Here is a 17,726-nt window from a genome sequence, read left to right as displayed (position 1 = left end):
ACTGTCTTGCCCCGGCTGTGGCGGATCACAAGGCCGGGTGTGAAGTCCTCGAAATAATTGTGCGATCCGGTCAGGGCAGGGTCGTTCACGGCATCACCTATGCCAGCAGGCGGTCGGAGATGATGCGCAGCTGGATTTCCGAAGTGCCCTCGAAAATCTTGGTCAGCCGGGCGTCGCGCCAGAACCGCTCGACCGGATGCAGCTGGGTATAGCCTGCGCCGCCGAGCACCTGCAGCGCGTCGGAGGTGACGCGCTCGGCCATCTCGCTTGCGAGATACTTCACCATCGAGGCTTCCTTGTCGCTGCGGCGGCCGGTATCGACGCAGTCGCAGACGTAATACATGAGCTGGCGCGCCGCCTCGATCTCGGTCGCCATCCTCGCGAGCTTGAAGCGGATGCCCTGGAAGTCCGAGACCGGCTTGCCGAACTGCACCCGCTCCTTGGCATAGGCGATTGCAGTGTCGAGCGCGCCGGTTGCGCAGCCGATCGCGCGCGCGGCAGTATGGGCGCGCGCCTTCTCCAGTTCGCTGGAGATCAGATAGAAGCCCTTGCCCTCCTCGCCCATCAGCGATTCCGCGGGGATGCGGAAATCGTCGAAGGCCAGCTCGAACGTCTTCATGCCGAAATAGCCGATCTTCGGGATCGCGTTGCCCTGCATGCCTTTCGGGAAGCTGCCGCGCGGCTTCTCGAACATGAAGCAGGAAATGCCTTCATGCCGCCGCTTCGGGTTGGCGGGCTCGGAGGTGCGTGCCATCAGGATCATGAAATCGGCGCCGTCGGCAAAGGTGCACCAGTATTTGTTGCCGTTGATGACCCAAGAGTCGCCGTCGCGCCGCGCACGGCAGGCGATGCCGGAAACGTCGGAGCCGACATCGGGCTCGGAGATCGCAACGCAGCCGATGAAGTCGCCGCGCGCCATCCGCGGCAGATAGTTGCGGCGCTGCTCCTCGGTCATCACCGGCATGCCGACCAGACCATTGGCGCGCGCCATGATGGAGGCGACGCTCATCCAGGCCTTCGACAATTCCTCCGCCACCAGACAATATTCGAAACAGCCGAGCCCGAGCCCGCCATATTCCTCCGGGATCAAAATGCCGAAATATCCCATCTCCGCCATCTTTTCCCGAAGCGCCATCGGGATGTCGGCCTTTTCCGGATCGAGCTTGTTGGCAATGGGCAACACTTCGCGCATGGCGAATTCGCGCGCGCTCTCGATGATGAGGCGGCGTTCTTCGGTGATGTAGGTCATCGGAACTGTTCTTTACGCACGAGGTTGGTCCGCTTGAATTCGATCACCGGCTCCTTGCGCTGATTGAAGCCGCGGGTGTGCCAGGTGACGATGCCGTGGCGCGCGTCGCTTCTGGACTCGCGGCATTCAAGCACTTCGCTGGTCGCAGTCAGCGTATCGCCGGGATAGACCGGGGTGTGAAACGCCAGATCGTCGATGCCGAGAAACATGCCCCCGGCCTCGCTCAGATCCTGCACGCTCAGCCCGAAAATTGTGTTGAACACCAGCATCGGACAGACCACCGCATCCGGGTGGCCCTCGGCGCGGGCGAATTCCGCATTGAAGTAGCGCGGGTTGTAATGCAGCGTCAGCGTCGTGAAGACCGTATTGTCGGCCTGCGTGATTGTTCGTCCCCAGTGATGCACGAAGACACGGCCGGGCGAGAATTCCTCGAAGGAATGCCCCTTGCGCCACAGCACCGCGCGTTCGCGCAATGCAGCTGCTTCCGTTGGCGTCTCGTTCATCCGCCGCCCGCCTGACGCAGCAGCTGCGTTTTCATGGTGAACCGGTCGGCGGGATAGAGGCTGATCGCGATCTGGTAGAGTTCGTCGGCCGGATCGAAATAGCGGCGCAGCACGAACAGTCCCGGACTTCCCGCCTTCGCATCGAGTTGGGCCGCATGCTTGTCGTCGATCGCGACCGCGCTGATCTCCTGTTCGAGCCGGGCCGGCACAACGCCGAAATTCTTCTCCAGCAGCGTGAAGATGCCGGCGGTCTGTTCGGTGACGTGCTTGCGCACATCGGCATATTTGCGGGCAACGAAAATCTCGGTCCAGCACAGCTTGATGTTGCGCGCGACATGCCAGCGCAGTCCTGCGAAGCGCAGCCAGCTGCCGCCGGGATCGCAGCCGAGAAGACCGGCAAGGCTCTCGCGCATGACGATCAGCCCCTCGGATTTACGCTCGAGGCGGGTGTCCTGCGCGGCGTCAAACAGGCGCCCGAGGGTGTCGATCTCCTGGACGAAAAGTGTCGGATCCTGCCGCCCGCAGACGATGGTGCCGGCCCCGCGCCGCCGCTTCAGCAACCCGCGCGATTGCAGTTCCCGGATCGCCTCGCGCACGGTCTGGCGGCTGACGCCAAACCGGTCGCAGAGCTCGTTCTCCGGCGGAAACTTATCCCCCGCCGCATAGCGGCCCGACATGATCTCGTCGGTCAGGGTGCGCCGAATTTGCTGGTAAAGCGTGGTGGATGACACAGCTGCGGATCCTTGGCGGACAGACAGACAAGTTATTGTACGGACATTTGTTGGCATGGCGGGACGCGCGTTGCAACCCGTTCGTCAAGAATAGGCACGCGGCAGCCCCGCCGGAAGCTTCCAACTCCACGTAACGCGGTTTGTCCGTACAATTTGGCTTGACCGGTTGCCGGATCAGTGGTGGGACTTCGCCCTGAGAGACATGACCGATTGGCGACGATGCGGCCAGAGACCGAAAGCAGAGGCGGCGCCCTTGAGGGCATCCGGGTCATCGATCTGACCCAGATGCTGGCGGGTCCGTTCTGCACCCAGATGCTGGCGGACCAGGGCGCGGAGGTCATCAAGGTCGAGCCGCCGCAAGGGGATTCGTCGCGCAAGCTCGGCCCCTACCGGCCGGACGATACCGAGCGGCAAACCGGCGGCTATTTCGCCTCGGTCAACCGCAACAAGAAAAGCATTGTCATCGACCTCAAGAGCGAGGACGGCCGGACGCTGTTGCGGCGGCTGGTCCGCGATGCCGATGTGGTGGTCGAGAATTACCGCGCCCGGGTGATGGACCGCCTCGGTCTCTCCTATGAATCGCTGCGCGAGGAGAATCCGGCGCTGGTCTATGCCGCGATTCGCGGATTCGGCGATCCGCGCACCGGCGAAAGCCCCTATGTCGACTGGCCGGCTTTCGACGTGGTGGCCCAGGCGATGGGCGGCCTGATGGGAATCACCGGCCCCGATCCGCACACGCCGACCAAGGTTGGACCGGGCCTTGGCGATATCGTGCCCGGCGCGTTCGCGGCGACCGGCATCCTGGCGGCGCTGTTGCGCGCCAAAATGACCGGCCGCGGCCAGTTCGTCGATATCTGCATGCTCGATGTGGTGCTGGCGGTCTGCGAGCGCATCGTGCATCAGCACAGCTATGCCGGCGCGGTGCCGCGGCCGGAAGGCAATCATCATCCGATCCTGACGCCGTTCGGCCTGTTCTCCGCGTCCGACGGGTTCGTCAGCATCGGCGCGCCGACCGACGAATGGTGGCAGAAGCTGTGCCGCCTGATCGGTCGCGACGATCTCCTGTCCGACGCGACGCTTTCGACCAATGCGCTGCGCACGAAGAACCGCGCCCGCGTGTTCGAGATTGTGGAAGGCTTCACGCGGACACGCAGCAAGAAGGAATTGCTGGAGGTGTTCGGCGGCAAGATCCCGTTCGGCCCGGTCTACGATATCTCCGACATTGCGCAGGATCCGCATTTCGCCGTGCGCAACATGATCGTGGAGACGTGCGATCCGGGGACCGCGACGCCGGTGGAGCTGGCCGGCGTGCCGATCAAGTTCACCGAAACGCCGGGTGCGATCTGGTCGGGGCCGCCGCGGCTCGGAGAGCACACCGACGCAATTCTCGGAGCCGCGGGTCTCGCAGCCAACGAAATCGCCGAGCTGCGCCGGCGCAAGATTGTTCAATAGGACGCAAGAGATGATGCAGAGCACACGCCCCCGCCGCCCGCGCCGCGTTCAGTTGTCGGTTCCGGGCTCGAGCGAGAAGATGATGGCGAAGGCGGCGCAAAGCCGCGCCGATCATGTGTTTCTCGATCTGGAAGACGCGGTCGCGCCGAGTGCGAAGGAGGGCGCGCGCCGGAATATCGTCAAGGCGCTGAAGCAGCTCGACTGGACCGGCAAGACCCGCTGCGTGCGCATCAACGATCTGACCACCAAATATGCCTATCGCGACATCATCGAGGTGGTGGAGGGCGCCGGCGCCCATCTCGATACCATCATGATGACCAAGGTGACCGCGCCTGCCGATATCTCCTTTGCGGCGACGCTGCTCAGCCAGATCGAACGCACCATCGGTCTCGACCGCGAGATCGGCATCGAGGTGCTGATCGAGGAGGTCGAGGGCGTGCAGAATGTCGAAGCCATCGCCAAGGCGAGCCCGCGGGTGGAATCGCTCATCCTCGGCATGGGCGACCTGTCCGCCGCCATGGGGATCGATCTCGGTTTTGTCGGCAGCGCCGCAAATCCCTATCCCGGTGATATCTGGCATTATGCGCGGGCGCGCCTGTGCATGGCGGCGCGGGCGGCGAAGATCGACGCGATCGACGGCCCGTTTCCGAATTTCAAGGACGTCGAGGGCTACCGGCGCGAGGCCACCGAGGCGCTGGCGCTCGGCTTCGTCGGCAAATGGGCGATCCACCCGGCGCAGATCGAGCCCGCGCTTGAGGTGTTCTCGCCCAAGCCCGAGGAGGTCGCGCGCGCCCGCAAGCTGCGCGATGCGTTTCTGGAGGCGGAGGCCAAGGGGCTTGGCGCGGCACAGATCGACGGCCAGATGGTCGATATTGCCTCGCTGCGCATTCTGAAGAATACGCTGGACCGTGCCGAATTGTTTGGGATGTAAGTCAATCAAAGAGAGCGTGGAGCCAGCCGATGTTGCAGGTGGTCAAATCGAAGGCGCAGGATGGCAGCCCGGATGCGGTGACGCGCGCGCTTGTCGACGAACTGGTCGGGCGCCGGATCGAGCAATATCCCGCCGACATCGTCCAGCTGGCGAAACAATGCATAACCGACTTTCTGGCGGTGACGCTCGCCGGCACGCGGGAAAGCGGATCGCAGGCGATTGCCGCAGAACTGCTCGACGGCCGCGACGGCGAGGGCCCTGCGACGCTGATCGGCTTGCCGCACCGCACCTCCGCGCTCGATGCGGCGCTCATCAACGGCATGGCCGCGCATGCGCTCGATTACGACGACGTGAGTTTGCCGATGTCGGCGCATGCCAGCGTGGTGATCCTGCCGGCGCTGCTGGCGCTCGCGGAAAAGCGAAAAAGCCCGGGCCGTGATGTTCTGGAGTCCTTCGTCGCCGGATACGAGGCCGGCGCGCGGATCGGCATGTATATGGCGCCGACGCATTACGATAGCGGTTTTCACGGCACCGGCACGATCGGCACGTTTGCTGCTGCCGCGGCTTGCGCGCATCTCATGCGGCTCGATGCCGAGCGGACGGAGCGCGCGCTCGGCATTGCCGCGGCGCAGGCGGCCGGCATCCGCGCGATGTTCGGCACCGACTGCAAGCCGCTGCATGCCGGCAAGGGAGCGTTCAACGGCCTGTTCGCAGCGCTGCTCGCGGCGCGCGGTTTCACCAGCGCGCCTGCGTCGGTCGAATGCGCCAACGGCTTCGCCGCGACCCATGCCGGTGCGTGCAACGGAGAGGCGGCCTTCGTCGAGCCGCCGGGCGGCTTTTTCCTGCGGCAGAATCTCTTCAAGTATCACGCCGCCTGCTACATGACCCATGCCGCCGCGAATGCGATCGCGGAAACCATGGCGGCGGAAGGGCTGTCCGCCGATGCGGTCGAGCGCATCGTCGTCACCGCCGACCGCTCGCTCGACAGCGTCTGCAATATCGCCGAGCCGGATACCGGTCTCGCCATGAAGTTCAGTCTTCGTACCGTTGCAGCCTTGTCGATGCTCGGCCGCGATACCAGCGCATTGTCGAGCTTTACCGACGAAGCGGCGGCGGAAGCTTCCATTGCGCAGGCGCGGCAGAAGGTCGACGTGCAACTGGCCGACATTCGCCCGATCACCCGCACCGGCATCCGGTTGTTTGCGAAGGGCGGCCGCACGATCGAGGCCGAGCACGATTCCGGCAAGCCCGAGACCGATCTGGCGTTGCAAGGCGCGCGGCTGCAGGGCAAGTTCCGGGCGCTGGCCGGGGAGGTGCTGGGCGCGGCGCGCGCCGATGAATTGCTCGACGTGATCGGGACGCTCGAGATCCGGCCGGATATCGGCGCGATGATGCGGCTTGCGGCCAAGGCGTAAACCACACGCCATCTCCGCTGTTCAATCGCGGTTCCGTCTATGCTACAGGCCGGGCAGGGGCGCCGGCGACAATCGGCGGCATGACAAAGCAGCGTGAGACGTTCGTTTGCGAACTGTCTTGCCGCCGCGCATGGTTCTCACGTGACAGACAGTGTTCAGAACGGGTCGCAATATGCACGACGTGGCTTGCTCCGCCGCTCGATGGCGGGCCTGGGTGCCGCCTTGTGGGCGCTGTTTCTGCTCCTGCTGATCGCATGGGCGAGCCTGGCGATCTATTACTCCAATCTTCCCTGGCCATGGGCGCGCACAGTCTTGGCGGTGGCGTTCGCTGCTTTCGCGGTGTGGGCATTGGTGCTGTCCCGGCCGCGAAGGACATATGTCTTCTTCGCTGCCTTCCTGGCCGTTGCAGCATGGTGGATCGCGATCCCGGCCTCGCATGACCGGCCGTGGCGGCCGGAGGTCGCGGCGATGCCGCGCGTCTTCATCGACGGCGACCGGGTCCGCATCACCAATGTGCGCGACTTCACCTATCGCAGCCGCAACGATTTCGACATCCGCTATGAAGAGCGGGAAATCCTGCTGTCCGACCTGACGGGTGTCGACTTTTACGTGTCCTATTGGCGCGAGGGTCCGGTCGGACACACGTTCCTCAGCTTCATCTTCAACAATGCGCCGCCGCTCGCGATCTCGATCGAGACGCGCCCGGAAGTCGGTGAGGGGTTCGATCCGCTGGCTTCGATGTTCAAGCAGTTCGAACTGGTCTACGTGGTCGGCAGCGAGCGCGATGTCGTCGGCGTGCGCACCAATCATCGCGGCGAGACGACCTATCTCTACCGTCTCAACACATCGCTGGCGGACGCGCGCAAGCTGCTGACGGTCTATCTGGAACGGATCAACCAGCTGGCCGATCGTCCGGAATGGTATCATCTGCTCAGCAACAGCTGCACCATCAACATCATCCGCTATGCCAATGCCGCCGGGCGCGAGGGGCGGCTCAATATCCGCCACGTGCTGAACGGCTGGATCGACAGCTATCTGTATTACTCGGGCCGTGTCGACACGTCGCTGCCATTCCCGGAATTGCGCAGGCTTTCGCTGATCAACGGCGCCGCACAGGCGGCGGGAGACGGACCGGATTTTTCCGAACGCATCCGCGAAGGCCTTCCGGTCCCGCGCTGACGTCGCTCAGGCCACCGGCGGCGGCTTCGGCTCCGCGTCGGGGTCACCGAGCAATTCGGAAATCCAGTGCGTCCCCGGGTGCTGCGCACAGAAGGTCAGCATCGCGATCGTAATGGGTACGCCGATAAAGGCGCCGAACACACCCCACATCCAGGTCCAGAAGAAAACCGAAAGCAGGACCAGGAACGGCGAGATCGACAGCGCGCTGCCGGAAACCCGCGGTTCGACATAGCTGCCGATGACGAATTGAATGACATTGAGGCAGGCGAACACGAACAAGGCGGCCTGCCAGGATTCGAACTGCGCCAATGCGTAGAACGTCGGGAACACCGTCGCGATGAACGGTCCGATATAGGGAATGTAATTGAGTGCAAAGGCGAGAATGCCCCATTCCGGCGCCAGGTCGAGACCGGCCAAAGCCGCAAGCGCCCAGACCGTGACCCCGGTGGCAAGACTCATCGCGGTTCGGATCATCATGTAGCGGCGGAACCGCTCGGCGGCGGTGCGGCTGCCCTCGATCAAAACCCGTGCCGCGATGGGACTCGTCAGCGCTTTTATTTTACTGCCGATACTCGGCACTTCGAGCAGGCCGAGGATCACATAGACTGCAACCACCAGCCAGAAGGTGACCGTCGTGTTGACCCGCCCGGTGATGCTCTGCAGCGTGCCGACCAGCCAGCGCAAATCGAAATGTTCTGCCCAGAAGCCGGCGATGACGATGCCGTGACCCTTCAGCCAGTCAGCGGCCTGTTCATACAGGGTCTGAAAGCGCGGCGCTTCGGACACGATCGCCCGTACGATATTGCTGAAGCCCCAGACTACGGTCGAGGCAAAGCCCATGAATACCACGATGATCACGCACATCACGACGGCGAGTGCGGCGAGGCGCGGCATGCGCTGCTGCAAGAACTCCTGAAGCGGCCAGACCAGCGCGATGATGAACAGCGCGCAGGCGACAGGCGTGAACACGCTGGCGGCGAAATAAAGCGAAGCCGCAAGCACGACCGCGGCGAGAATGCCGGCATAGGCCGGAAGGTGCCGGGCGAGCGCGCTGGGTCTGAAAGGCTGCGTCATGCCGTTGTCATGCCAAAGAGGTCCGGTCGCAGCCGCCTGCTCGGGCATGGTTTGGCCATGCCGCCCGCGCAAGGCGCCGTCCGTTTGTAGTGATGACCAACAGCTCGGGCAACATCGCTGCAACCGCCATGACACATTTTAACCGAGGCGGCTCGCGTGCGTGCAGGCGCGACGCGACCGGCTTACGCTTCCGGACCGCATTTCCTTGTTGAAAGCAGCAACGAAGTATGTTGCCACTATCGATCGGACCGATCGGATACGCGCATGGACATCACGGCGGCAATCAACCTCGCGCGGATGACTGCGCGCGCAGTCGTACTGCTTGCGATGGGCGGCCCGGCATGGGCGATGCCGCCCGTCACCACAGCGCCGGAGCTGCGCCGCGAGATTATACCGGCGCAGGCTCGGACCGGGCATAATACCGATGCTCAAATCTATTTCATCCGCGGCCTCGCGCATGTGTTCTCGCGCGGTATGGACGAGATGGCGGCCAAAGTCCGGGCCCAAGGCTTTTCGCCGCAGGTGATCGGGCATCGCCGCTGGCAGAATGCCGCTGACACCATTGCGGCGAATTACCGGGGCGGAAACACTGCGCCGGTCATCCTGGTCGGTCATTCACTTGGCGCCAATAACGCATTTCAGATGGCGCGCCGGTTGCGCGGCAAGGGCGTACCGGTGATCTATCTTGCGACCTTCGATCCGACGCAGACCTTCACCGTGCCCGATAATGTACGCTACTTCGCCAATTTCTATCAGAATAACGGTGTCGGGCGCCGCGCGAAGTTTCCGGCTTCGCGTCAGAAGGAAAAGGTGAACATCAACCTCACCACCAGTCCCGGCCTCAATCACCGCAACATCGATCAGTCGCGGCGTCTGCAGGACATTGTCATCGGCCGCATCCTGCAGGTGACCGCGCGCTGATGTGACCGCGCGCTGATGCGCGGCCCGGCGCGGGCCTTGGCGGTTCAACGCGTGGGGCCGAAGCTCCATTGTCCGTTGCGGAAATGCAGGCCGGTTCCGACAAAAGCATGTTTCGGATCGTAGCGCTCCCAGCGGCCCGCGACCCAGGAATACTGGCCCTTGCGGCGGTCCCATGCCCAGTGTCCCGGCACATAAACACGCTGCGCGGCCGCGCGATCGGCCTGCCGCCGCGCTTGCGAGCGCGGCACCAGGGGCTGCTGCGCCCTGCGCTGCGCCGAGATTTCCGCATCACGCATCGCGGGCCCGGCTCCCTTGCAGCGGGGGCGATCGCGACAAGTCCGGGTACGAAGGCGAGCATAACGAGTGTCGAAGCGATCTTTCGCATGACGGTCCCGATCACACAGGCTTTGCTGCCGGCTTATCGCCGCGCTTTTCGGTCAGGCTGAACCATGTCACGTAAAGTGTCGGCAGGAAAATCAGCGTCAGAATGGTGGCGACAAGGAGCCCGCCCATGATGGCGAAGGCCATCGGCCCCCAGAAGACGGTGGGCGCAATCGGGATCATGCCGAACACGGTCGAGATTGCGGTCAGCATGATCGGACGGAAACGCGCACTGGAGGCATCGATCACCGCGGTGAGAATATCCTTGCCGGCTTCGCGCTCGGCGTCGATCTGACCGAGCAGGATCACGGCATTCTTGGTGATCATCCCGAGCAGCGCAAGCACGCCGAGAATGGCGACAAAGCCGAGCGGACGGTTGAACGTGAGCAGCGCCAGCACCACGCCGATCAGCCCGAGCGGAGCGACGCTCAGGACGATGAACAGTTTCTGGAAGCTGCGCAGCTGGAAGATCAGCACCGTCAGCATGATGAGCAGCATCGCCGGAACGACCGCGAGCACCGAGGCTTGCGATTTCGCGCTCTCCTCGACGGTCCCGCCGACCGCCAGCTGATACCCGGCCGGCAGCGATCTGGAAAACGCCGTGACCTCCGGCGTCAGCGCCGATACCACCGTGTCCGGCAGAATGCCCGGCCGCAGATCGGCATGGACGGTGAGTGTCGGCAGCCGGTCGCGCCGCCAGACCAGCGGGTATTCCTGATCGTATTCGAAGGTGGCGAACTGGCTGAGCGGCACGGTGCGTCCGCCCGGCAGCGGAATTGCGGTATTGCGCAGCGTCTCGATCGACACCCGCTGATCCTCGGTGGCGCGCACCACCACATCGACAAGATAGATGTCGTCGCGCACCTGGGTGACGGAGACACCCGAAATCACGGTATTCAGCGTGTTGGCCAGTGCCTGCGAGCTCAAGCCCAGCAGCCGCGCCTCGTCCTGGTCGATCCGGATCCGGAGCTGGCGCGCCGGCTCCATCCAGTCGTAGTTGATGTTCACGGTCTGCGGGTTCTTTGCGATCAGCTCGCCGAGTTCGAGCGCATATCCGCGCACTTTGGAGATATCCGGCCCGCTGATGCGGTACTGGACCGGCCAGCCGACCGGCGGGCCGAGTTCAAGCGGATAGACTCGGGCCACCACGCTCGGGAATTCCTCGGCCAGCAGCTTTTCGAGCTTGACCTTCAAGCGTTCGCGCGCCGGAACGTCCTTCGCCACTAGCACCGCCTGAGCGAAGAAATTGTTGGGAAGCTGAACATTGAGCGGCAGATAAAAACGGATGGCGCCGCGGCCGACATAGGTACTCCAGCGTTGGAGATCGGCGTCGTTCTTCAGCGCCTCGTCAAAGCGCTTGGCGATCTCCTCGCTCGCGTAGATCGAGGCGTTCTGCGGCAGACTGAGATCGACCAAAAGCTCCGGCCGGTCGGATGACGGGAAGAATTGCCGCGGGATCAGCGGCATGGCGAGGAAGGCCGCCACGAACATGGCGATGGTGAGAGCGATCGTCAGGTATCGCGCCCGGATGGCGCCGGTCAGGAATGCCCGGTAGGTACGAAACACAAAGCCGGGCTCGGAGCTTGCCCCGGCCTTGGGCGTCGTCAGGATGACCAGCCCGAGCAACGGTGCGAACAGCACCGCGACGAACCACGACACGACCAGGGCAATGGCGACCACCGCGAACAGCGAGAAGGTATATTCGCCCGCCGAACTTGCGGCAAAGCCGACCGGAACGAAGCCTGCAATCGTCACCAGCGTGCCGGCCAGCATCGCGAAGGCATAGGTCCGGAACGCGAATGTCGCGGCTTGCTCCTTGGTATCGCCAGCCGCCAACCGCGTCAGCATGGCGTCGGTCGTGGTCATGGCGTCGTCGACCATCAGCGCCAGCGCGATGATCAGCGCGCCAAGCGAGATGCGCTGCATGTCGATATCGACGATTTCCATCACCGAGAACACGACGGCAAGCGTCAGCGGGATCGCGGTCGCGATCACGAGGCCCGGCCTCACGCCGAGGCTGATGAAACTCACAAACAGGATGATGGCGACCGCCTGCCACAGCGAGGTCATGAATTCCGAGATCGCGCTCTCGACCGTCACCGCCTGGTCGGCCACGAGCTTCGGCTCGACGCCGATCGGCAGATCGGCGCTCAGACGGCTCATCGCTCTGGAGAGGTTCTTGCCGAGCGCGAGGATGTCGCCGCCGTCGCGCATTGCGATCGCAAGCCCGATGGCAGGTTCGCCGTTAACCCGGAACATCGGCTGCGGCGGATCGGCATAGCCGCGCCGGACGTTGGCAATGTCGGCCAGCCGCAACACGCGCCCGCCGACTACGAAATTGATGTTGCGGACGTCCTCCTCGGACTGGAAGGCGCCCGAGACGCGAAGCTGCAGCGTCTCGGCCTCGGTCTGCACCGCGCCCGCCGGCTGCACGACGTTCTGCGCCTGCAGGGCCGCGATCAGTTGCGAGCGGTCCAGGCCAAGATTGGCCAGATCCTGGGTGGAGAACTCGACGAAGATTCGCTCGTCCTGCGCACCCAGGATCTCGATCTTGGAAACGTCGGCGACATGCAGGAGTTCGGACCTCACCTTTTCGACATAGTCGCGCAGCTCGCGTTGCGTGAATCCATCCGCGGTGAAGCCGTAGATGATGCCGAAGGTGTCGCCGAAATCGTCGTTGAAGGCCGGACCGATAACCCCGGCCGGAAGCGTGTGGCGGATGTCGCCGATGCTCTTGCGAACATGATACCAGACGTCCGGGACCTGCTGCGCCGTGGTCGAGCCCTTCAGGTTGACGAAAATGGTGGTGACGCCGGCGCGGGTGAAGCTGCGCAGAAAATCGAGATGCGGGGTTTCCTGTAGCTTGCGCTCGAGCCGCTCGGTGACCTGCTTCAGCGTTTCTTCCACGGTGGCGCCGGGCCATGCCGCGGACACCACCATGGTCTTGATGATGAAGGTCGGATCTTCGGCGCGGCCAAGCCTATGATACGCGCCAACTCCGGCCAGCACCGCGATGATCATCAGATAGATGGTGATCGAACGGTTCTTGAGCGCCCACTCGGACAGATTGAAGCTCATGGCTTGGTACTCGGGTTCATTCCGAGCAGGCGGACCTGTTGACCCGGATGCAAGGCCTGCACGCCCGCGGTCACGACGATGTCGCCATTTTCCAGTCCGTATCCGACCGAGGCCTGATTCTGATCGAAGCGCACCACGTCGACGTTACGCAGCGCGACCGTGTTGGTCTTCGGGTCGACGATCCAGACCGACGGCTGCTGGTTCGAGCGCGTCAATGCGCTGGCCGGGATCTCGAACACCGACACGGCCGCCAAGTCCATGCGTCCGACCACGGTGGCGCCAAGCCGCATCGCCGCCGGCGGATTGGTCAGTCCGACCTTGACTTCGAAGGTGCGGGTGACGGGGTTGGCCTGCGGCGCGACTTCCCGTACGCGGCCCTCTGCGACCACGTTGGGATCGTCGCTCAGCGTCACGGTAATCAGCGGGTCGCTCGGTGCGGCGCGGATCAGTTGGGCGGGCACGTCGAACACGGCGTCGCGCCCATCCTGCCGCGCAACCCGGGCAATCATCTGGCCGACCTGCACCACCTCGCCGGCGCGCGGGCCGATCTCGGTCACGACGCCTGGCGCGTCGGCTTTGAGATCGGTGAAGCCCACCTGATCCTGCGCGGTCTTGAGCTGGGCCTCCGCGGCCTCGACCTGGGATTCCGCGGTCTGCAATGCCTGCACGGCCTGGTCGTGATTGACACGCGTGGTCCAGCCCTGCTTGAGCAGCGTGTCCTGGCGTTCGAAGTGATTGCGGGCCTGGGTCAGTTGGCCCTGCGCGGCGGTGAGATTGGCTCTGGCGGCGCGCAAGGCATTCTGCTCGTTCACCGAGTCGAGCTGGGCGACGACCTGCCCTGGCGTCAGCCGGTCGCCGACATTGACGTCCATCTTGATGAGCCTGCCGGAGATGCGAAAGGCGAGCGATACCTCGTCCTCGGCGGCGATGCGCCCGGTCAGCGTCACCGGGACGCCGGTATCTCGGCGCTCCACCTTGAGCGCGCGCACCGGCCGGATTTCCGGCTCGGATTTTTCCTCCTCACGCGAGCACGCAGCCAGAAGGCAGGGAACGACGAGGATCAGCGCAATCGAGGCCCTGCGCTTGCGCAAGGCGAGGGTGAAGAAACTGACGGGCCGCATCTTATACCCCGGGTTATAGTCAGATGGTCCATCGTCGATGGAACAAGCGTGGCAGCAATCGCCGTGGGTTCCAAGGCTTGACTTGACGGCCTTGCTGACGCGGGCCATCGCATCATCGTACCGCTCTGCTGCCCCAAACCCATCAGAACGATCCGAACTGCGAACCGAGCACGATCACGGCAGCAAGCGCGATCAGCGCGCTGACGATCGCCGCCATCACGATATCGAAATAGCTCTCGCGATGGGTGCAGCCGCAGACCGCGAGCAAAGTGACCACCGCACCGTTATGCGGCAGCGAGTCGAGCGTGCCGGCGCCGATCACGGCGACGCGGTGCATCAGCTCGGGATTGAGCCCGGTCTCGGCGGCAAGCTTCATGTAGCTCGGTCCGAGCGCGTCGAGCGCAATGGTGAGGCCGCCGGAAGCCGAGCCGGTCAGCGCGGCAAGCACGTTGGTGGCGATCGCAAGCGAGACCAGCGGGCCGCCTTCGATCCCGAGCACCCAGTCGCGGACCACGGCGAAGGCCGGAAGCGATGCCACCACCGCGCCGAAGCCGACGAGGCTCGCAACGGACACGATCGGCAGCACCGATGCGTTTGCGCCGGCGGTCATGGTCGCGCGCAATTGCGGAACGCTCCGGAAGTTGATGGCGATCACTGTGATGATGGCGCATACCAGTGCGACCATCACCGACCACAGCCCGCCGACCGCCGACAGGCTGGTCGACCCCCATTGCGGTTCGGCGAGAAAAGCAACGTCCATCCGCGGCAGGATAAAAAAGGACATCGCAAGATTGACCGCGATCACCACGACAAGCGGCAGCGCCGCAAGCGCGATCGGCGGACCGCTCGGCGCTTCGGGACTCTTGTGGATTTCGGCCGGATCGAATTCGCGCGCCGTGGTAGCCCGTTCGCGCACGATCGGATCGTCGGCCGCGCGATCCGCGGCATGGTCGGCGATCGGCCCGAAGCCCTCGCCGGCCACGCGCGCCCTGGCTTCCGCGCGTTGCAGCCACCACACCCCGAAGCCGAACATGATCAGCGAGGCGATGATGCCAAGGCCGGGCGCCGCGAATGGCGTGGTGCCGAAGAACGGCATCGGAATCGCGTTCTGGATCGCCGGCGTTCCGGGCATCGCCGACATGGTGAAGGTCGACGTGCCGAGCATGATCGCAGCCGGCATCAGGCGGCGCGGCACGCCGGCCTGGCTGAACAGCGCCATGCCCATCGGGGCGATGACGAAGAACGCAACGAACAGGCTGACGCCGCCATAGGTGACGATCGCGCCCGCCAGCACCACCGCAAGGATCGCACGCTGCGCGCCGAGTTTCCTCACCATGGTATTTGCGATGGAGGTCACCGAGCCGGAATCCTCCATCAGCTTGCCGAACAGGGCGCCGAGCAGGAAGATCGGGAAGAACTGCGCAACGAAGCCGGCCGCATTGGTCATGAAGGTCTGGGTCCAGCTCGCCAGCAGCGGATAACCCGCGAAGGCCGCCGCGATCAGCGCGGCGATGGGCGCGAGAATGAGGATGCTGGAGCCGCGATAGGCGAAGAAGATGAGACCGGCGAGGCCGACCAGGATGCCGACAAGGCCCATGCTCACTGCATCTCCGCCAGCAGCCGGTCGATCTCGAGCGTAGATCGTTTGCCGATGTCGTCGGCATGCTGGGCGAGGAATTCGTCGCCCGCCTTGCGGCCTTCCTCGAACAGCATGCTGATGAAGTCCCACTCGGCATTCAGCTTGGAGGACGCACCGAGCTTGTCCATGATGCGGTTGCGCACCATGTGCATGCGCATCCGGCCCCAGGCCGCACCTTCGCCGGTCTCGACATTGGCGACCCGGCGCAGCAGCGCCATCATCTTCAATTCCTTGATGAGGACGGCGTTGAACGAGATTTCGTTCAGGCGGTTGAGGATGTCATGCGCGGTCTTCGGCGTGCCCGGCCGCTCGACCGGATTGATCGGGATCAGAATGGTGTCGTCGGAGACGAGTTCGTTGACCAGCGGCGCCATGGTCGGATTGCCGGAATAGCCGCCGTCCCAATAGGCCTCGCCGTCGATTTCGACGGCCTGGAAGATGGTGGGCAGCGCCGCCGATGCCAGCAGCACCTCCGCCGTGATGTCGGCGTTGCGGAAAATGCGCGGCCGCCCGGTGCGGACATTGGTCGCCGTGATGAAAACCTTGATCGGGGAGCTGCGCAGCCGTTCGAAATCGATCTGCTCGGCGAGGATCGGAGCAAGCGCGTTGAAGCCGCGCGGATTGAGGTCGTAGGGCGAATAGAGCCGCGACATCATGTCCATAAAGACAAACATCGGCGAATGGTCGAGCGACCACCGGCCGAGCAGCCGGTCGACCGGTCCCCGCTGAAAGGGGCTGAAGCGCGCCGCCTTGGCGACCTGCCGCCAGTAGGTATCGAGCGCCTTGCGGGCCCCCTCGGCACCGTCTGCGGCGAAGCCATCCGCGAGGAGGGCGGCGTTCATTGCCCCGGCGGATGTGCCGGAAACGCCTTCGATTTTGAGCCAGTGCTCCTCCAGGAGCCGGTCCAGCACGCCCCAGGCGAAAGCGCCATGCGAACCACCGCCCTGCAACGCAAGGTCGACCATCACGGGATCGCGGCTGGCGGAGGGATCGGAGGATGCGGGATGATCGTTCATTGAAGCCGTCGGAATATGCCGGAACCCAATATTACCATGCGTAGATTGTGGTTTTGAGACGGATCAAATCCTGCTCGATGTCCCAGAGACGGCACTGATCAAGAACGGGTCGCGCTCTTTCGGGAACTTCTGTACCCGCCGGTTCCGCAGTGCGGTAATCACGATCCGGTGTGACGGCGCCGGGCCGCAGACCTTCGGCGGGCCATGCCTGATCGACCGCAGCCTGCTCCAATGCCCGTGTGTGCTGCCGGATCGGCCCGTTCCGATTATGCAACCGGATCGGCCATCACCGTCTCGGTGCGAGCGGGCTATCGGAGATGGTGTGCGAAGGTACGCCGTCGCGATCTGCACGTGGTGCGCTTGTGCCGGCTGGCCAATGCGTCCGCATTTCATGCACGGAAATCATTCGCGCCGGTTGCGGCAATCCTTCCGCGGAAGCTTTGGCCTGCGACACCGCGCGAGCGCGATTATTCCAGGCAGGCGCTTGTTTTGTTTCTCTTTTGACAAAATCGAAACTGACTATACTGCGCGCCTCAGCGCGGCCGTAAGCCGCCTGGACATATAGGGAGGAGTTGATGCCTCGACTGACCATTAACGGGCAGACGCGCGATCTTGATGTCGATCCCACAACGCCGCTTCTCTGGGCGATACGCGAAAATGCCGGTCTGACCGGCACCAAATATGGATGCGGCATTGCACAATGCGGCGCCTGCACCGTGCATGTCGAGGGGATGGGCGCGGTCCGTTCCTGCAGCCTTCCGGTCGGCGAAGTCGAAGGCAAGTCGATCACGACAATCGAGGGGCTCGCGCAGAATGGCACGCTGCACAAGGTGCAGCAGGCCTGGATCGACCACGACGTGCCGCAATGCGGCTATTGCCAGTCGGGCCAGATCATGGCGGCGGTGGAATTGCTGAAGAACAATCCAAAGCCGACCGACGCCGACATTGATCGCGAGATGACCAATATCTGCCGCTGCGGGACTTACCAGCAGGTGCGCGCGGCGATCCACGCTGCGGCGAAGGCGTGAGGGAGGCA

The 17,726-nt window shown here is 64.0% G+C and carries 15 protein-coding genes; 6 read left to right on the top strand and 9 right to left on the bottom strand.

Annotation, left to right across the window (positions count from 1 at the left end; genetic code table 11):
- Positions 1–97 precede the first annotated feature (97 nt).
- Genes ACK41X_RS12770 through ACK41X_RS12760 form a run of 3 tightly spaced genes read right to left on the bottom strand, consistent with a single transcriptional unit; the run spans position 98 to position 2,483 of the window.
- On the bottom strand, positions 98–1,249 hold the full coding sequence (locus tag ACK41X_RS12770; protein ID WP_409723623.1) for an acyl-CoA dehydrogenase family protein: 1,152 nt from the start codon (positions 1,247–1,249) through the stop codon (positions 98–100).
- The gene (locus ACK41X_RS12765; protein ID WP_409723621.1) at positions 1,246–1,752 is read right to left on the bottom strand and encodes a MaoC family dehydratase; all 507 of its coding nucleotides are present in this window, start codon (positions 1,750–1,752) and stop codon (positions 1,246–1,248) included. The genes ACK41X_RS12770 and ACK41X_RS12765 overlap by 4 nt, the downstream gene beginning before the upstream one ends.
- Complete coding sequence (locus tag ACK41X_RS12760) at positions 1,749–2,483, bottom strand: GntR family transcriptional regulator (RefSeq protein WP_409723618.1); 735 nt, start codon at positions 2,481–2,483, stop codon at positions 1,749–1,751. Before ACK41X_RS12760 ends, ACK41X_RS12765 begins: the two co-directional genes overlap by 4 nt.
- A gap of 219 nt (positions 2,484–2,702) precedes the next feature.
- Between ACK41X_RS12760 and ACK41X_RS12755 the strand changes: the two genes are divergently transcribed.
- The 4 genes from ACK41X_RS12755 to ACK41X_RS12740 all read left to right on the top strand — a co-directional run bounded on the left by ACK41X_RS12755 (position 2,703) and on the right by ACK41X_RS12740 (position 7,460).
- The gene (locus ACK41X_RS12755; protein WP_409723616.1) at positions 2,703–3,935 is read left to right on the top strand and encodes a CaiB/BaiF CoA transferase family protein; all 1,233 of its coding nucleotides are present in this window, start codon (positions 2,703–2,705) and stop codon (positions 3,933–3,935) included.
- Between the two features lie 10 nt (positions 3,936–3,945).
- A complete protein-coding gene (locus tag ACK41X_RS12750) occupies positions 3,946–4,866 on the top strand; it encodes an HpcH/HpaI aldolase/citrate lyase family protein (RefSeq protein WP_409723613.1) in 921 nt (306 codons plus the stop codon).
- Between the two features lie 29 nt (positions 4,867–4,895).
- Positions 4,896–6,281 carry an MmgE/PrpD family protein gene (locus ACK41X_RS12745; RefSeq protein ID WP_409723610.1) on the top strand — a complete coding sequence of 462 codons (1,386 nt, stop codon included), beginning with the start codon at positions 4,896–4,898 and terminating at the stop codon, positions 6,279–6,281.
- Positions 6,282–6,467: 186 nt separating this feature from the next.
- Positions 6,468–7,460, top strand: coding sequence for a DUF4105 domain-containing protein (locus ACK41X_RS12740; RefSeq protein ID WP_409723607.1), 993 nt, complete (start codon positions 6,468–6,470; stop codon positions 7,458–7,460).
- 6 nt (positions 7,461–7,466) lie between these two features.
- Here ACK41X_RS12740 and ACK41X_RS12735 read toward each other — a convergent pair whose 3' ends face one another.
- Positions 7,467–8,534, bottom strand: coding sequence for an AI-2E family transporter (locus ACK41X_RS12735; protein ID WP_409723604.1), 1,068 nt, complete (start codon positions 8,532–8,534; stop codon positions 7,467–7,469).
- Between the two features lie 264 nt (positions 8,535–8,798).
- Here ACK41X_RS12735 and ACK41X_RS12730 point away from each other — a divergent pair, with 264 nt between their 5' ends.
- The gene (locus tag ACK41X_RS12730; RefSeq protein ID WP_409723601.1) at positions 8,799–9,455 is read left to right on the top strand and encodes a thioesterase domain-containing protein; all 657 of its coding nucleotides are present in this window, start codon (positions 8,799–8,801) and stop codon (positions 9,453–9,455) included.
- Positions 9,456–9,499: 44 nt separating this feature from the next.
- Here ACK41X_RS12730 and ACK41X_RS12725 read toward each other — a convergent pair whose 3' ends face one another.
- From ACK41X_RS12725 to ACK41X_RS12705, 5 genes are all read right to left on the bottom strand, one after another.
- A complete protein-coding gene (locus ACK41X_RS12725; RefSeq protein ID WP_409723598.1) occupies positions 9,500–9,751 on the bottom strand; it encodes a hypothetical protein in 252 nt (83 codons plus the stop codon).
- A gap of 100 nt (positions 9,752–9,851) precedes the next feature.
- The gene (locus ACK41X_RS12720; protein WP_409723596.1) at positions 9,852–12,914 is read right to left on the bottom strand and encodes an efflux RND transporter permease subunit; all 3,063 of its coding nucleotides are present in this window, start codon (positions 12,912–12,914) and stop codon (positions 9,852–9,854) included.
- Positions 12,911–14,035 carry an efflux RND transporter periplasmic adaptor subunit gene (locus ACK41X_RS12715; RefSeq protein ID WP_409723593.1) on the bottom strand — a complete coding sequence of 375 codons (1,125 nt, stop codon included), beginning with the start codon at positions 14,033–14,035 and terminating at the stop codon, positions 12,911–12,913. Before ACK41X_RS12715 ends, ACK41X_RS12720 begins: the two co-directional genes overlap by 4 nt.
- 142 nt (positions 14,036–14,177) lie before the next feature.
- Positions 14,178–15,632: a GntP family permease gene (locus ACK41X_RS12710; protein WP_409723632.1), complete on the bottom strand. Its 1,455-nt coding sequence runs from the start codon at positions 15,630–15,632 to the stop codon at positions 14,178–14,180.
- 2 nt (positions 15,633–15,634) lie between these two features.
- Positions 15,635–16,690, bottom strand: a complete 1,056-nt coding sequence (locus ACK41X_RS12705) for a patatin-like phospholipase family protein (RefSeq protein ID WP_409723590.1) — start codon at positions 16,688–16,690, stop codon at positions 15,635–15,637.
- 575 nt (positions 16,691–17,265) lie between these two features.
- Between ACK41X_RS12705 and ACK41X_RS12700 the strand changes: the two genes are divergently transcribed.
- The gene (locus ACK41X_RS12700; protein ID WP_409723587.1) at positions 17,266–17,718 is read left to right on the top strand and encodes a (2Fe-2S)-binding protein; all 453 of its coding nucleotides are present in this window, start codon (positions 17,266–17,268) and stop codon (positions 17,716–17,718) included.
- The last annotated feature ends 8 nt before the right edge of the window (positions 17,719–17,726 follow it).

It is taken from the genome of Pseudorhodoplanes sp. (assembly GCF_046289595.1).
GTDB lineage: Bacteria > Pseudomonadota > Alphaproteobacteria > Rhizobiales > Xanthobacteraceae > Pseudorhodoplanes.
The sequence above is the reverse complement of the archived record's forward strand: the minus strand, read 5'-3'. Positions and strand labels throughout refer to the sequence as shown.

Coding starts and splice junctions, on each gene's coding strand:
- ACK41X_RS12715 (WP_409723593.1), bottom strand. CDS start 14,035: ATGCGGCCCGTCAGTTTCTTCACCCTCGCCTTGCGCAAGCGCAGGGCC.
- ACK41X_RS12705 (WP_409723590.1), bottom strand. CDS start 16,690: ATGAACGATCATCCCGCATCCTCCGATCCCTCCGCCAGCCGCGATCCC.
- ACK41X_RS12725 (WP_409723598.1), bottom strand. CDS start 9,751: ATGCGTGATGCGGAAATCTCGGCGCAGCGCAGGGCGCAGCAGCCCCTG.
- ACK41X_RS12710 (WP_409723632.1), bottom strand. CDS start 15,632: ATGGGCCTTGTCGGCATCCTGGTCGGCCTCGCCGGTCTCATCTTCTTC.
- ACK41X_RS12765 (WP_409723621.1), bottom strand. CDS start 1,752: ATGAACGAGACGCCAACGGAAGCAGCTGCATTGCGCGAACGCGCGGTG.
- ACK41X_RS12700 (WP_409723587.1), top strand. CDS start 17,266: ATGCCTCGACTGACCATTAACGGGCAGACGCGCGATCTTGATGTCGAT.
- ACK41X_RS12745 (WP_409723610.1), top strand. CDS start 4,896: ATGTTGCAGGTGGTCAAATCGAAGGCGCAGGATGGCAGCCCGGATGCG.
- ACK41X_RS12730 (WP_409723601.1), top strand. CDS start 8,799: ATGGACATCACGGCGGCAATCAACCTCGCGCGGATGACTGCGCGCGCA.
- ACK41X_RS12720 (WP_409723596.1), bottom strand. CDS start 12,914: ATGAGCTTCAATCTGTCCGAGTGGGCGCTCAAGAACCGTTCGATCACC.
- ACK41X_RS12735 (WP_409723604.1), bottom strand. CDS start 8,534: ATGACGCAGCCTTTCAGACCCAGCGCGCTCGCCCGGCACCTTCCGGCC.
- ACK41X_RS12750 (WP_409723613.1), top strand. CDS start 3,946: ATGATGCAGAGCACACGCCCCCGCCGCCCGCGCCGCGTTCAGTTGTCG.
- ACK41X_RS12755 (WP_409723616.1), top strand. CDS start 2,703: ATGCGGCCAGAGACCGAAAGCAGAGGCGGCGCCCTTGAGGGCATCCGG.
- ACK41X_RS12770 (WP_409723623.1), bottom strand. CDS start 1,249: ATGACCTACATCACCGAAGAACGCCGCCTCATCATCGAGAGCGCGCGC.